12 protein-coding genes (1 of these 12 cut by a window edge) are annotated in these 13,994 nt (G+C 72.9%); 6 read left to right on the top strand and 6 right to left on the bottom strand.

From position 1 onward, the window contains the following. Positions 1 to 29: 29 nt before the first annotated feature. The 6 genes from ACN27A_RS06755 to ACN27A_RS06730 form a co-directional block, all read right to left on the bottom strand. Positions 30 to 1,418, bottom strand: coding sequence for a pectate lyase family protein (locus ACN27A_RS06755; RefSeq protein ID WP_421450443.1), 1,389 nt, complete (start codon positions 1,416 to 1,418; stop codon positions 30 to 32). Positions 1,419 to 1,589: 171 nt separating this feature from the next. Then, on the bottom strand, positions 1,590 to 2,789 hold the full coding sequence (locus tag ACN27A_RS06750) for a Gfo/Idh/MocA family protein (protein ID WP_421450441.1): 1,200 nt from the start codon (positions 2,787 to 2,789) through the stop codon (positions 1,590 to 1,592). Between the two features lie 41 nt (positions 2,790 to 2,830). Then, complete coding sequence (locus tag ACN27A_RS06745) at positions 2,831 to 4,312, bottom strand: mannitol dehydrogenase family protein (RefSeq protein ID WP_421450440.1); 1,482 nt, start codon at positions 4,310 to 4,312, stop codon at positions 2,831 to 2,833. Then, the gene (locus ACN27A_RS06740) at positions 4,309 to 5,613 is read right to left on the bottom strand and encodes an enolase C-terminal domain-like protein (RefSeq protein ID WP_421450438.1); all 1,305 of its coding nucleotides are present in this window, start codon (positions 5,611 to 5,613) and stop codon (positions 4,309 to 4,311) included. Before ACN27A_RS06740 ends, ACN27A_RS06745 begins: the two co-directional genes overlap by 4 nt. After that, complete coding sequence (uxaC, locus tag ACN27A_RS06735; protein ID WP_421450437.1) at positions 5,610 to 7,034, bottom strand: glucuronate isomerase; 1,425 nt, start codon at positions 7,032 to 7,034, stop codon at positions 5,610 to 5,612. The genes ACN27A_RS06740 and uxaC overlap by 4 nt, the downstream gene beginning before the upstream one ends. Positions 7,035 to 7,064: 30 nt before the next feature. Continuing rightward, complete coding sequence (locus tag ACN27A_RS06730; RefSeq protein WP_421450435.1) at positions 7,065 to 8,393, bottom strand: Gfo/Idh/MocA family protein; 1,329 nt, start codon at positions 8,391 to 8,393, stop codon at positions 7,065 to 7,067. Positions 8,394 to 8,632: 239 nt separating this feature from the next. On the opposite strand from ACN27A_RS06730, the gene ACN27A_RS06725 reads away from it, so the two are divergent. The 6 genes in view from ACN27A_RS06725 to ACN27A_RS06700 are tightly spaced (at most 29 nt apart) and all read left to right on the top strand, a layout consistent with a single transcriptional unit that may run on beyond the window. Next, a complete protein-coding gene (locus ACN27A_RS06725) occupies positions 8,633 to 9,760 on the top strand; it encodes a LacI family DNA-binding transcriptional regulator (RefSeq protein ID WP_132238147.1) in 1,128 nt (375 codons plus the stop codon). Positions 9,761 to 9,779: 19 nt separating this feature from the next. Further along, the gene (locus ACN27A_RS06720) at positions 9,780 to 11,129 is read left to right on the top strand and encodes an ABC transporter substrate-binding protein (protein ID WP_421450433.1); all 1,350 of its coding nucleotides are present in this window, start codon (positions 9,780 to 9,782) and stop codon (positions 11,127 to 11,129) included. Between the two features lie 29 nt (positions 11,130 to 11,158). Beyond that, positions 11,159 to 12,139, top strand: coding sequence for a carbohydrate ABC transporter permease (locus ACN27A_RS06715; protein ID WP_421450431.1), 981 nt, complete (start codon positions 11,159 to 11,161; stop codon positions 12,137 to 12,139). Then, on the top strand, positions 12,136 to 13,041 hold the full coding sequence (locus ACN27A_RS06710) for a carbohydrate ABC transporter permease (protein ID WP_421450429.1): 906 nt from the start codon (positions 12,136 to 12,138) through the stop codon (positions 13,039 to 13,041). Before ACN27A_RS06715 ends, ACN27A_RS06710 begins: the two co-directional genes overlap by 4 nt. Beyond that, positions 13,038 to 13,676, top strand: coding sequence for a hypothetical protein (locus ACN27A_RS06705; RefSeq protein ID WP_421450427.1), 639 nt, complete (start codon positions 13,038 to 13,040; stop codon positions 13,674 to 13,676). Before ACN27A_RS06710 ends, ACN27A_RS06705 begins: the two co-directional genes overlap by 4 nt. Positions 13,677 to 13,699: 23 nt before the next feature. Next, positions 13,700 to 13,994, top strand: partial view of a PmoA family protein gene (locus ACN27A_RS06700; RefSeq protein ID WP_421450425.1) — the beginning only. The gene runs 554 nt beyond the window's last position; the window shows 295 of its 849 coding nt (coding positions 1–295); its start codon is at positions 13,700 to 13,702; its stop codon lies beyond the right edge, outside the window.

The raw sequence follows: 13,994 nt of genomic DNA, 5'->3' as shown, positions 1-13,994 counted from the left end.
CCGCGCGGGACGGTGCGGCGGCCGGCGTCCTAGAGGAGCAGCCGGTCCGCGCCGGCCAGCGCCCCGACGACCGCCGGCACCGCGGGTGCCGGCAGCACCGGACCGCGGCGCAGGGTCGGCGTCCAGCCGGCGTCCGGGGCCAGGTCCGGCTCGTGCGCCGCGTTGTACGCGCCCACCAGGTCGACCGGGCGGGGGCGGTCCCCGGCGGCGCGGACCCAGTTGCCCCGGGTGGTGACGGCGGTGCCGCCCCAGTCGTAGAGCAGGGTGTCGGCCGTGACGCCGGCGCCGAGGGTGAAGAAGTTGTTCTCGGCGACCACGGCGGACTGCACCCCGACGCCGATCGCGTACTCGAAGCCGTCGCCGGCCAGCCGGTAGTGGTTGTTCCACACGTCGACCTGGCCGAAGCGCACCCGGGGCAGCCGCTGGAGCACCCCGTCGAAGAGGTTGTGGTGCAGGCTCACCTTCAGCCGCCCGACGTCCGGGCCGACGGTGTTGGACGAGCCGATCAGCATGACCTTGTCCCGCCCGACGAACCGGTTGTACGACACGGTCACCAGGCTCGCGGTGTGCGTGACGTCCACCGACCCGTCGTGCACCTGGTACGGCCGGCCGAGGTGCACCGGCTGGCCGCTGTCCGGGTTGTCGCCGTCGGTGAAGGTGTTGTGGTCGATCCAGACGTGCTCGCTGCGGCGCACCGAGATCTGGTCGTACTGGGAGTTCCAGTTGCCGGCGGCGCCGTCGGTGGGGGACCAGGCGGGGAAGCAGTCCCGGGCGTCGTCGAACGTCAGGTTCCGCACGATCGTGTTGTGCGCGCCGTCGAGCATCAGCGTCAGGCCGGTCAGCCGGGCGCCGCGCAGGCCGACGATCGTGGTGTTCGGGCCGACGTTGATCTGGGTCTGCCGGGTCTGGTTCGTCACCGAGCGCACCCGCGCCGCCTCCAGCGGTCCGCTCGGCGCGACCCGGCCCCAGACCGCGGGATCGTACGCCGCGAGGTACGCGGCCAGCGAGTACTCCGGGTCGGCGAGGTCGGCGCAGTCGAGCAGGGCCCCGTCGGGCCCCTCGAAGCCGTCGACCTCGCCGCTGACGTAGATGATCTTCGGGGTGGCGTTGCCCCGGTTGGTGGCGTTGTCGCCGCCGAGGGCCGCGACCAGCTCGGCCCGGCCGGAGACCACGTGCACCTGCTCCGGGGCCGCCGCCGCGCCGCCGGTCGTGCCGGTGCCCTCAGCCGCCCAGCCGTCGCCTGCCGGCAGCGCCTGCCGGCCGAGGTGCCGGGCGAACCAGGAGAGCCCGCCGTCGGCCGTGTCGACCGCGCCGTTGCGCGCCGGAACGGCCCCGCCGTCCGGGGCCGCCGTCACGCTCCCGGGTGTCGCCGCGAGCGTCACGGCGACCATCGCCGCGCCCACTGCCTTCTTCCACATCTATCGGACCACCTGTTCGTTGCCGGTCGGGTATCAGGCAACGGTAGGTTTCGCGTTTTATACGCGTCAATGACGAACGTGTGCAGAAGTGTTGCAACTGATCAAATCGGCCGGTATCGCCCCGGCCGCCCTCGGTCGGGTTGACGCCCCTATATCCGATATGGACCCACCTCAGGCGGGCGGCTCAGTTGCAGTGGGTTGCGGTTCCTCCTGTCCCGTCAGCTCCCTGCGGTGCGGCGCCACCGCCCACGGCACCCCCAGCTCCGACAGCAGCGCCCCCTCGTCGGCCGCCCGGCGCAGCAGCCGGTTCACCCCGCGCACGGTGAGCACCCGCTGCGGGCCGTCGCCCGTGGCGGTGACGAGGTCGCCGCCGAGCAGCGTCGGCTCGGGCGCGGTCGTGACCGCCTCCAGGACCGCGGTGAACGGGGCGGTCCGCGCCAGGGGCGCGATCAGCGGCACCGCCGGGTCGGCCCGGTGGGCGAGGAGGTTCTCCAGCAGCCCGCGCCGGCCCGGCACCTCGCGTGCGCCGGCGTCGCCGGGCAGCAGCAACCGGTCGGTCGGGTACTCCAGCACGGCCCGGCCGGCGGTGCCCGTCACGATCACCTCCCCGGCGACGAAGTCCTCCCCGGCCAGGGTCACCGCCGCGACGACCGGCGGTCCCGAACGGGACGACACCCGCAGGGTCGCGGTGTCGTCCACCTCGATCGGCCGGACCCGGTAGCGCTCCACCTCGATCCGCGCGGGGACCACCGGCCCGTTCCCGGCGGCGGCCTCGGCGACCGCCAGGCACTGCATGACCGCGTGTGCCAGCGGGTTGGCCAGGGCGCCGTCCAGCACCGGCCGGCCGTGCAGCGTCCGCCGCCCGGCCCACGGCGCCCGCGCGTAGTAGGCGTCGGAGCGCTGCCAGGACGCCACCGTCGCGATGCCGGTGACGGTACCGAGCCGCCCGGCCCGGACCGCGTCGGTCAGCTCCGTCAGCGCCGCCGAGCCGAGCGCCTGGAAACCGACCTGGCAGGCGCGGCCCGAGGCCGCCACGGCGTCGGCCAGCTCCCGGTGCTCGGCGGTGGACAGCACCGGCGGCTTCTCCAGTAGCAGGTCGGCGCCCGCGGCGAGCACGTCCAGGGCGATCGGTAGGTGGGTGTGCGGTGGAGTGCAGACCACCACCACGTCCGGCCGGGCCGCCCGCAGCATCTCCCGGTGGTCGGCGTAGACCAGGGTGCCGTCGGGCACCGGCGCCGCCGGCTCGTCCTCGATCGGACGTACGTCGACCAGGGCGACCAGCCGCAGCCGCCCGGCGGCGTGCAGTGGGGCGACGACCCGCCGGTGCCAGCGTCCGTGTCCGTTGGCCCCGACGATCGCGACCCTCGGCACGGCGCCGGCCCGTCCCGGTGACGCCCCCGCGGCGGCGGCCGTCACCGGGCGCCCGCCAGCGTCGCGGCCACCCCGTGCCGTTGCAGGGCGGTCAGCCACCCGGTCACCTCGGCGCGTACGTCGTCGTCCTCGGCCACCTCGGCGGGGAAGACCTCGCGCAGCGCGAACACCGCGTCGACGGCCCCCGCCGGGGTCTTCGCTCCGGCGGCGAGCGCGGCGCGGATCTCCTCGGCGAGCGGGTCGGCCAGCGGCAGGGGACTGCCGTCGTCGGCGTGGCCCTGCGCGAAGCGCAGCCAGGCGGCCACCACCAGCGTGGCCCAGTGCGCCGACCGGCCCGCGGCCCGCAGATCGGCGACGGTGTGCAGGATCCGCTGCGGCAGCTTCTGCGAGCCGTCCAGGGCCACCTGGAGGGTGCGGTGGTGGATCGCCGGGTTGGCGAACCGGGTCAGCACCTCCTCGCCGTACGCGACGACCGAGACGCCCTCGGGCGGCTCGAAGCTGGCCGCCACGTCCTCGGCGACCAACTGCCGCAGCACGGTCGTCAGGTGCGGCAGGGCCAGCGCGTCCGCGATCGTCTCCCGGCCGGCCAGCGCACCCAGGTAGGCGGCGGCCGAGTGCACGCCGTTGAGAGCGCGCAGCTTCAGCCGCTCCCAGGACCCCGCGTCGGCGGTGAGCACCGCGCCGGCCCGCTCCCAGGCCGGCCGGCCGCCCGGGAAGTCGTCCTCGATCACCCACTGCCGGTACGGCTCGGCGACCACCGCCGCCAGGTCGGCCACCCCCAGGGCCCGCTCGGCGTCGGCGAGGGTCTGCGCCGTGCTGGCCGGCACGATCCGGTCGACCATGGTGCCGGGGAAGCTGACGTGCTCCCGCACCCAGCCGGCCAGCGGCTCCGGCACCCCCGCGTACGCCACCGACTGCTCGACCAGGCCGCGCAGCCGACGGCCGTTGGCGGGCAGGTTGTCGCAGCTGACCAGGGCCAACGGCGGGCCCTGCGCGGCGGCGCGGGCGAGCAGCCCGCGCAGCAGCAGGCCCGGGACGGTGAGCGGCGCCCGGTCGGTGCGCAGGTCGGCGGCGACCTCCGGGTCGGGCCGCAGCCGGCCGGTCACCGGGTCGAGCTGGTACGCCTTCTCCGTGACGGTGAGGGTGACCACCCGGATCGCCGGGTCGGCCAGCAGCGCCACCACGGCGGCGGGGTCGCCGGCGGCGTGCCGGGTGCCCGCCAGCGCGCCGATGACCCGGGTGTGGCACTCCTCGGCGCTGGTGGTGGTGACGCTGAACAGGTTGTCCTGCGCGGCCAGCGTCGTCACCACGTCGGGGTTGCGTGGCGCCACGCCGACGATGCCCCAGTCGCCCCCGGCGTGCGCCATCGCCTCCTCGGTGTAGACCGCCTGGTGGGCGCGGTGGAACGCGCCCAGCCCGAGGTGCACGATCCCCGCCGGCGCGCTGCCCGGGCGGATCAGCGGTCGGCTCCCGGTCGGCAGCCGGCGTAGCGTCCCGAGACCGAGCCGGGCGGCGCCGGTCATCGCCACACCGGTCCGTCGGGGAAGCGGAACTCGGCGATCGACTCCGGCTTCATCGTGGAGCTGTAGCCGGGCGCCTCCGGCAGCAGGTAGCGACCCTCGCGGGTGCGTACCGGGTCGACGAAGTGCTCGTGCAGGTGGTCGACGTACTCGACCATCCGGCCGTCGAGGCTGGTGCCGACCCGCAGGTAGTCGAAGACGGCCAGGTGCTGGACGTACTCGCACAGGCCCACGCCGCCGGAGTGCGGGCAGATCGGCACGCCGAACTTCGCCGCCATCAGGATCTCGGCGAGGACCTCGTTGACGCCGCCGACCCGGCAGGCGTCGATCTGCATCACGCCGATCGCCTCGGCCTGGAGCAGTTGCTTGAAGATGACCCGGTTGGCGGCCACCTCACCGGTGGCGACCCGGCACCGGCCGTCGGTCAAATCGGTGACCGCCCGCGCGATCCGGGCGTGCCCGAGGATGTCGTCGGCGTGCGTCGGCTCCTCGATCCAGTACGGGTCCACCTCCGCCAGGGCGGTCATGTTGGTGATCGCCTCGTCGACGTCCCAGACCTGGTTGGCGTCCATCATCAGCAGCGCGTCCGGCCCGATCTCCTCCCGGATGATCCGCGCCCGCCGCAGGTCGTCGGCCGGCAGCCCGCCGACCTTCATCTTCATCGCCCGCCACCCCTCGGCGTACGCCTGCCGGGTCAGCGCCCGCACCTTGTCGTCGGGGTAGCCCAGCCAGCCCACCGAGGTGGTGTACGACGGGAACCCGTCGCGTTCCAGCCCGGCCCGGCGTTCGTCCAGCCCGACCAGTCCCTTGTCGAGGATGGCCGCCGCCTCGTCCGGGGTGAGGGCGTCGGTGATGTGGTGGAAGTCGATGCTGGCCACCAGCTCCTCGGTGGGCAGCTCGGCGAGCAGTTGCCACATCGGCTTGCCGGCCAGCTTGGCCCGCAGGTCCCAGACCGCGTTGACCAGGGCGCCGGTGGCCATGTGGATGACCCCCTTCTCCGGGCCCAGCCAGCGCAGCTGCACGTCGGCGCTGAGCGAGCGCCAGAACGCCACCGGGTCGGCGAAGATCTCCTCGACGGTGCGGCCCCGCACGTGGTGGGCGAGGGCCTCGATCGCGGCGCAGGTCAGCTCGTTGCCGCGACCGTTGGTGAAGGTGAACCCGGCTCCGGTGACGCCGGCGTCGGTGCGCAGCTCGACGTAGCTGGCCGAGTAGTCGCCCCGGTTGATCGCGTCCGAGCCGTCGCCCGCGGCGGCGGTCGGGAACCGCACGTCGTGCACGTCGACGGCGGTGACGGTGACACTCACAGGACATTCTCTCCGATCTTGAAGACCTTCTTCGGCAGCCGGTACGCCAGGTCGACGATGGTCTCGGCGGCCTCGTCCTCGCCGAGGCGGTGCTCGGTGACCAGCCGGGCCAGGTAGGCGGCGTCGACCCGGCGGGCCACGTCGTGGCGTACCGGGATGGAGCAGAACGCGCGGGTGTCGTCGACGAACCCGGCGGTGTTGTAGAAGCCCGCGGACTCGGTGACCGACTCGCGGAACCGGCGCAGCACCTCAGGCGAGTCCAGGAACCACCACGGCGCACCGAGGTACAGGGCGGCGTACCCGCCCGCCAGGGGGGCGAGTTCCCGGGAGAAGGTGTACTCGTCGAGGGTGTAGAGCACCACCCGCAGCCGCGGGTCGTTGCCGTACGCGTCCAGCAGCGGGGTCAGCGCGTGCAGGTACTCGGTGGCCTGCGGCAGGTCGCCGCCGACGTCGCGGCCGTGCCGCGCGTACAGCCAGCGGTTGTGGTTGCGCACCGAGCCGGGGTGCAGCTGCATGACGAGGCCGTCGTCCAGCGACATCCGGGCGAACTCCAGCAGCATGTGCGCCCGGAACGTCTCCGCGTCGGCCGCGTCGGCGACCCCGCGCAGGCCCTTGTCGTAGAGCCGGGCGGCCTCGTCCGCGCCCAGCGCCAGGGTGCGCGCGGTGGGGTGGCCGTGGTCGGTGCAGGTGGCGCCGGCCGCGATGAAGGCCGCCCGGCGTTGGCGCAGCGCCGCCAGGTAGCCGGCGTACGTGCCGGTGTCCTCGCCGGTGATCTCGCCGAGGCGCGCGACGTTGCCGGCCCAGTTGTCGAACTCCATGTCGGCCACGTTGTCCGGCCGGAACGTGGTGATCACCCGGCCGCCCGGCCCGCCCCAGCCGTCGGCGGCGAGCTTGGCGTGCTGCCCGAGGTCGTCCAGCGGCGACTCGGTGGTGGCGAGCACCTCGATGCCGAACCGCTCGAACAGCGCCCGGGGCCGGAACTCCGGCTCGGCGAGCCGGGCCGCGAGCTCGTCGTAGACGGCGTCGGCGGTGGCCGGGGAGAGCGGGGTGCGCACCCCGAACACGTCGGTGAAGGTCTGCTCCAGCCAGAGCCGGGAGGGGGTGCCCCGGAACAGGTGCCAGTGCGCGGCGAAGCGCCGCCAGATGGTGCGCCCGTCGGGCTCCGTGGGGCTGCCGTCGACGGTGGGCACGCCCAGGTCGGCCGGCGGGACGCCCTGGCTGAGCAGCATCCGGGTGAGGTAGTGGTCGGGCACGATGAGCAGCCGCGCCGGATCCGGGAACGGGCGGTCCTCGGCGAGGATCGCCGGGTCGACGTGCCCGTGCGGGGAGATGATCGGCTGGGGCGCGGCCAGCGCGTAGAGCCGGCGGGCCACCGCGCGCTGCGCGGGGTCGGCGGGGAAGAGCAGGTCGGTCGTGGGCACGGGTGGGGCTCCTCGGAGGGTGTTCGTGGCTCAGGAGAGGTCGAGCAGGTCGGCGACCCGGACCGGGGCGCCGGTGCTGAAGGAGCGGTTCGCGGCCAGCCCGGTGAGCAGGGCGAGGGCGCCGTCGCGGGCGGTCGCCGCCCGCCCCATCGGGTCCGGCTCGCCGGCGATCAGGACCCGGGCCATCCGGGCGTCGGCGCCGCCGTGCCCGGAGCGGGTGTGCCCGGCCACGGGTACGACCTGCGGCGGCGCCCAGAACGGCCGCAGGGTAAGCGTGGCGGAGCCGGCCTCGGCGGCGGCCTCGTCACCGTGCAGCGCCGCGCCCTTCAGCGCACCGGCGGACGCCGGGCTGACGTGGTCGCTCTCCACGACCTCCAGCTCCAGGCGGCCCCGGCTGCCGTTGACCATCACCCGGTAGCCCTCGTAGGGGGCGTACGCGGTGAGGTGGTAGGTCATCGTCGCGCCGGTGGAGTAGCGGGCGAGCACCGCCATGTCGTCCTCGATGTCCACTCCCGGGGCGAAGACGTTGCGGTCGCGCTGGTAGCCGTCCTCGGCCTCGGCGTCGAGGTAGAGCTCGCGCAGTTTCGGGTGCGCGTCGAGCCGCAGCGCGAACGGGTCGTCGTCGGCGGCGGGGGAGCCGTGCGCCCGCTCGTAGTCGCGGGCGTAGCCGTGCCGGCGGCCGGCCTCGCCGTAGAAGAACAGCCGGCCGGTGGCGTACACCTCGACGGGGGTGGCGTCGAGCCACCAGTTGACCAGGTCGAAGTGGTGGCCGGCCTTGTGCACCATCAGGCCGCCGGAGTGCGCCTTGTCGCGGTGCCAGCGGCGGAAGTAGTCGGCGCCGTGCCGCACGTCGAGCAGCCACTCGAAGTGCACCGAGCCCACCTCGCCGATCGCGCCGTCGGCGAGCAGCTCGCGCAGCTTCTCGTGCAGGGGGTTGTAGCGGTAGTTGAATGCCACCCGCACCTGCCGCCCGGTGTCGGCGACCGCGTCGAGGATCTGCCGGCAGCCGGCCGCGTCCACGGTCATCGGCTTCTCGGTGATGACGTCGCAGCCGGCCCGCAAGGCCGTGTCGACGTGCGCGGCGTGGGTGTCGTCCACGCTCGTCACCACCAGCACGTCGACGCGCTCCTTGGCGAGCATGGCGGCCAGGTCCTCGGCCCGGTACGTCGGCACCGGCGGGTGGCCCAGCTCGCCGAGCCACCGGTTGTGGGCGTCCATCCGGGCCTGGTTGACGTCGGCGAACGCGACGAGTTCGGCGGTGTCGGCGTGGTCGCGCACCAGCGCCCGGACGAACATCTCGGCCCGGGACCCGGTGCCCACCAGGGCGTGTCGGACCCGCTGACCGGTGCTGGACGACATGTCGACCGCCTCCCGTGTTGCTGCAAAGGTTTGCAGCGAAATAACCACGCGCCGCGCGGCGGCGTCAACGATCGATGCCAAACCGGCGGCATAGATCCGATTTGATCCACATTTCGGCGCATGGTGGGAGCGTGGCCGAAACGCATCTGTAACCATCGGCCGTTGACACCGGCACAACCGTTTGCATTAATTGGCGGCACCTGACGTGACCCCAGCCACACTGGACGAAGGGCCCCGCCGTGCCAGCCACCATCCGAGACGTCGCCCGGGCCTCCGGCGTGCACATCTCCACGGTCTCCCGCACGTTCTCGGCCCCGCACCTGGTCAACCCGGAGACCCGGGGCCGGGTGCTGGCCTGCGCCGAGGAGCTCGGCTACCGGCCCAACCGCGCCGCCCGCGCCCTGATCACCGGCCGTACGCACAACGTCGGCCTGATCATCGCGGACATCGCCAACCCGTTCTTCCCGCCGCTGATCAAGGCGGCGGAGAGCCAGGCCCGCCAACGCGACTACCACGTGTTCGTGGCCGACACCAACGAGGACCCGATCGCCGAGGAGGAGCTGGTCCACGCCCTCGCGAAGCAGGTGGACGGGGTGCTGCTGTGCAGTCCGCGGATGAGCAACAGCATGATCGAGCAGCTCAGCCGCGAGGTGCCGCTGGTGGTGATAAACCGGCAGGTCGCCGGCCTGCCGTGCGTCACCATGGACGTCGGGCAGGGCGCCCGGTCGGCCATCGAGCACCTGCTCGGCCTCGGCCACCGGCGGATCGCGCTGCTCAGCGGGCCGCGCGGCTCGTGGACCAGCCGGGAGATCCGCCGGGCGGCCGGCGTCGCGGCGCGGGCCGGTGGCGCCGAGTTCACCGTCCTCGGGCCCAACCAGCCCACCGAGACCGGCGGCGCGGCCCTCGCCGAGCAGGTCCGCCGCAGCGAGGCCACGGCGGTCCTCGCCTACAACGACCTGATGGCGATCGGCCTGATCGAAGGGCTCGACGCCGTCGGGATGCGCGTCCCGCAGGACGTGAGCGTCGTCGGCATCGACGACATCGCCCTGAGCCGGCTCACCCGGCCCAAGTTGACGACGGTGGCCACGCCCAACGCGGCCGCCGGCCGGACGGCCGTCGACATGCTCCTGCAACACGACACCGTCGCCGCCCGTGGCTCACGCGGCGGTCGGGGTGTCACGAGCGACGACCGTCGTACCACCGCACAGGTAATGCTCCAGACCGAACTGGTCATCCGCGACTCGACCGCCGCCGCGCCGGCAGACGGTCGGAACCGCCCCGACGCCGAGTTGGTCGTCCCGGGCCCGCATCGCCTTGCGGGCCCGGGTCGCCCGACCGCGGCCACCGGTGGCGTCGTCGCCTCCTAACGCCAAGGAGTGAGCGCACATGCACCCCGCAACGCCCCCCACCACTGGCACGCAGGCCGTGCCCGTTCACCGTACCCCCGTCCGCCGACGGCGGTTGATCCGCGGCCTGCTCGCCACGGTCGTCGCCCTGCCCCTGGTCCTCGGTGCCGCCGCCTGCGGCGGCGACGACGAGGCCAGCACCGACCCGAACGCCCCGGTCAAGCTCTCGGTCTTCTGGTGGGGCGGTGAGGCCCGGGCGAAACTGACCGAGGCGGCCCTCGCCCTCTACACCAAGAAGCACCCGAACGTCACGTTCGAGAAGACCTGGCAGGCCAACCAGGGCTACTTCGACAAGCTGGCCACCCTCACCGCCGGCGGCAACCCGCCGGACCTCTTCCAGATCGACGACAACTACCTGGCCGAGTACGCCTCGCGCAGCACCACCCTCGACCTGACGTCGTATAAGGACTCCGGCGACCTCGACGTGTCGAAGTTCCCCAAGAGCCTCTGGCAGTACGGCGTGGTCGACGGCAAGCTCGCCGGCGTGGCCTCGGGGGAGAACACCCAGGGCCTGGTCTACAACAAGACCCTGCTGACCAAGAACGGCCTGCCCGAGCCGACCACCGGCATGACCTGGGAGGAGCACATCGCCTGGGCCGAGCAGGTGGCGAAGAAGACCAAGGTGCCCGGCACCCAGGACCCGAGCGCCGACTACAAGGCGTTCTGGGTGTGGCTGCGCCAGCAGGGCAAGGACCTCTACAAGGGCAAGGAGCTCGGCTTCACCGCCGAGGACGTGACGAAGTGGTTCGACCTGTGGAAGGGCGCCCGGGACCGGGGCGCCACCCCGACCCCCGACGTCATCCACGAGGGCAACGCCACCGACATCACCAAGCAGCTCGTGGTCACCGGCAAGGCCGGCACCAGCTGGGTCTGGGTCAACCAGATGCCGGAGCTGAAGAAGAACACCAAGGACGAGCTGGGCGTCATCGCCTACCCCGGTGACCCGAGCGCCCAGTGGGCCCGCGCCTCCATGTACTGGTCGGTGTTCAAGGGCAGCAAGCACAAGGACGTCGCGGTCGACGTGATCAACTTCCTGGCGAACGACCCCGAGGCCGTCAAGATCCTCGGCACCGACCGGGGCCTGCCGTCGAACCTGGACCTGCGCCGGGTGGTCAGCGACGACGTCACCGACCCGGCGATGAAGCAGTCGATCCAGGTCGAGTCCGACCTGGCGGAGAAGTTCGGCGAGGCGCCGCAGGTCCCGCTCAAGGGGCACAGCAAGGTCCGCGCCGAGCTGATCAAGGCCGCCGAGAACGCCCAGTACGGCCGGATCAGCTCCGCCCAGGCGGCGGAGCAGTTCATCGCCGCCTGCAAGTCCGCCATCGCCTGACCTGACGCCACACGGAGAGGAATCGGTTCGTGGCTCTGACCACGGCGCCCGACCCGACCCGACGTACCGGACCCGTCCCGACCCCCGCCGGCAGGCGCGGGGTCGGGCGGGCCCGGCACGGGGACGGTCTGGCCGGCTACGTCTTCCTGTCGCCCTGGCTGCTCGGCCTGATGGCCGTCACGGCGATACCCATGCTCCTGTCGCTCTACCTGAGCTTCACGAACTACGACATCCTCACCCCCTTCTCCGAGGTGGAGTGGGTCGGATTCGCCAACTACGAGCGCATGTTCACCGCCGACCCGTCGTACTGGCACTCGGTGCGGGTGACGCTCACCTTCGCCCTGATCGCCGTGCCGCTCAAGCTGGCGGCCGCGCTCGGGGTGGCCCTGCTGCTCAACCGCGCCTGGCGCGGCGTCGGGCTGTTCCGCGGCCTGTTCTACCTGCCGTCACTGCTCGGCGGCAGCGTCGCGCTGGCCATCGTCTGGGTGAACATGTTCAACCGCGAGGGCGCGTTCAACTCGCTGCTGAGCGTCTTCGGCATCGAGGGCAAGCCGTGGGTCAACGACCCCGACTGGGCCCTGGAGACCCTCATGGTGCTCGCCATCTGGCAGTTCGGCGCGCCCATGGTGATCTTCCTGGCCGGCCTCAAGCAGGTGCCCACCGAGCTCTACGAGGCGGCCTCCGTCGACGGCGCCGGCAAGTGGCGGCAGTTCGTCGCCGTCACCCTGCCGATGCTCTCGCCGGTGATCTTCTTCAACCTGGTGCTGGAGACCATCAACGGCTTCCAGGGCTTCACCGCCGCGTTCGTGCTCAGCAACGGCACCGGCGGCCCGGTCGACTCCACCCTGATGTACACGCTGAACCTCTACATCACGGGCTTCACCAACCTCGAGATGGGCTACGCCTCCGCGATGGCCTGGGTCTTCCTGCTCGCCATCGCGATCATCACCGCGATCTTCTTCAGCACCGGGCGGTTCTGGGTGCACTACTCGGACGGGGAGGACCGGTGACGGCGACGGCGACCCCGACGGCAACCCCGGCGACGACCGGCCCGCGCGGCCCGCGCCGCCCGGGTGGCGGCGGCGGGCAGGCCGTGCGCCTGCTCATCCTGATCGCGATCGTCGCGGTCGTGCTCTACCCGCTCTTCTGGATGATCGGTACGTCCCTGAAGAGCCAGGAGGAGATCGTCAACAACATCGGCCTGCTGCCGAACGAGTTCACCCCCGGCAACTACGCCGACGGCTGGACCAACTTCGACTTCAGCTTCGGCCGGTTCTTCCTCAACAGCGCGATGGTCAGCCTGCTGACCGTGGTCGGCAACGGCGTCTCCTGCCTGCTCGCCGCGTACGCCTTCGCGCGGCTGCGGTTCCGGCTGCGGGGCGTCTGGTTCGCCGTGATGATCGGGACGCTCCTGCTGCCCGGGCACGTGCTGATCGTGCCGCAGTACATCCTGTTCCGCAGCCTGGGCCTGGTGGGCGGCGAGTGGCCGTACCTGCCGCTGCTGATCCCGCAGTTCCTGGCCACCGAGGCGTTCTTCGTCTTCCTGATGGTGCAGTTCATGCGGGGCATCCCGCGTGAACTCGACGAGGCCGCCAAGATCGACGGTGCGAACGCCTTCGGCATCTTCCGGCACGTGATCCTGCCGCTGAGCCGCCCGGCGCTGGTCACCACGGCGATCTTCTCGTTCATCTGGACCTGGAACGACTTCTTCCGGCAGCTCGTCTTCCTCTCCGACCTCGAGGACTACACCGTGCCGGTGGCGCTGACCCTGTTCATCGACTCGACGAGCCAGAGCGCCGTCGGCCCGATGTTCGCCATGTCGGTGCTGTCGCTGCTGCCGGTGTTCCTGTTCTTCGTGGCCTTCCAGCGGATGCTGGTGGAGGGCATCAACACGAGCGGACTCAAGGGATGAGGCCGCACCCGGACGACGGGCCGGACCGGGAGGACGGGCCGGCCCGCCGCGACTGGCGGGACGTGCTGACCGACGCCACGGACCTGGCGGTGCTCGGCATCGTCCTGATCCTGGCGGCGCTGCCGGTGCTCACCGCGGCGGCGGCCGTCGCCGCCGCGAGCGCGGCGGTGCACGACCGGTACACCGTCGGTTCCTGGCCCTCCGCGCGGGAGAACCTGACCCGCTACGGCCGCGCCCTGCTGCCCGGCGTCGGGGTGAGCGTGCTGACGGTCGCCACCTTCGGGCTGCTCGCCGTGAACGTCGCCGCGCTGGCCGGCGGCCGGGTCCCCGGCGGGGCACCGCTGCTCCTGGTCACCGTCGTGCTGGCCGCCGCCCTGGCCGGGTACACCGCGCTGGTGGTGGTGGAGATCGGCCGCCGCGGTGGCCGCGGCTGGCGGGAGGCCGCCGGTGCCGCCGCCGGCGCCTGCCGCACCCGCCCGGGCACCTGGGCCGCCGCCGGCGGGGTCAGCGCCGTCGCCGCGCTGCTCGCCGTCCTGGTCATCCCGGTCGCGTTGCCCATCCTCGCCGGGTACGTGGTCGCCGCCCTGCACGCCGTCGCGCGGCGGACCGTGCCCGTCCCGGTGGGACAGTCGTGACGGGCGACGACCGGCGGGCCGCCGTGACCGAGAACGATCGGCAGCTCAGCGTCGACGACGTGCCGGTGGCCCGGTACGTCGTCGACCCGGCGATCGATCCCCGGCACGGCCCCCGCCCGTACCTGCATCCCGTGCGGACCCTCGGCGGGACCGTGGTCACCGACGCGTTCCCGGCCGACCACGTCTGGCACCTCGGCGCGTCCCTGGCCGTGCAGGACGTCGACGGCACCAACCTGTGGGGCGGGCGCACGTACGTCCGCGACACCGGCTACACGTGGCGCGACGACCACGGCCGCATCGCGCACACCCGCTGGGAGA

Source organism: Micromonospora sp. WMMD737 (assembly GCF_049179055.1).
GTDB classification, from domain to species: Bacteria; Actinomycetota; Actinomycetes; order Mycobacteriales; family Micromonosporaceae; genus Micromonospora; species Micromonospora reichwaldensis.
This window is presented reverse-complemented; position numbering and strand designations above follow the sequence as displayed.

What these genes read in the sequence shown, in the direction of transcription:
- ACN27A_RS06755 (WP_421450443.1), bottom strand. Translation starts at nt 1,418, where the DNA reads ATGTGGAAGAAGGCAGTGGGCGCGGCGATGGTCGCCGTGACGCTCGCG.
- ACN27A_RS06745 (WP_421450440.1), bottom strand. Translation starts at nt 4,312, where the DNA reads ATGACCGGCGCCGCCCGGCTCGGTCTCGGGACGCTACGCCGGCTGCCG.
- ACN27A_RS06730 (WP_421450435.1), bottom strand. Translation starts at nt 8,393, where the DNA reads ATGTCGTCCAGCACCGGTCAGCGGGTCCGACACGCCCTGGTGGGCACC.
- ACN27A_RS06720 (WP_421450433.1), top strand. Translation starts at nt 9,780, where the DNA reads ATGCACCCCGCAACGCCCCCCACCACTGGCACGCAGGCCGTGCCCGTT.
- ACN27A_RS06705 (WP_421450427.1), top strand. Translation starts at nt 13,038, where the DNA reads ATGAGGCCGCACCCGGACGACGGGCCGGACCGGGAGGACGGGCCGGCC.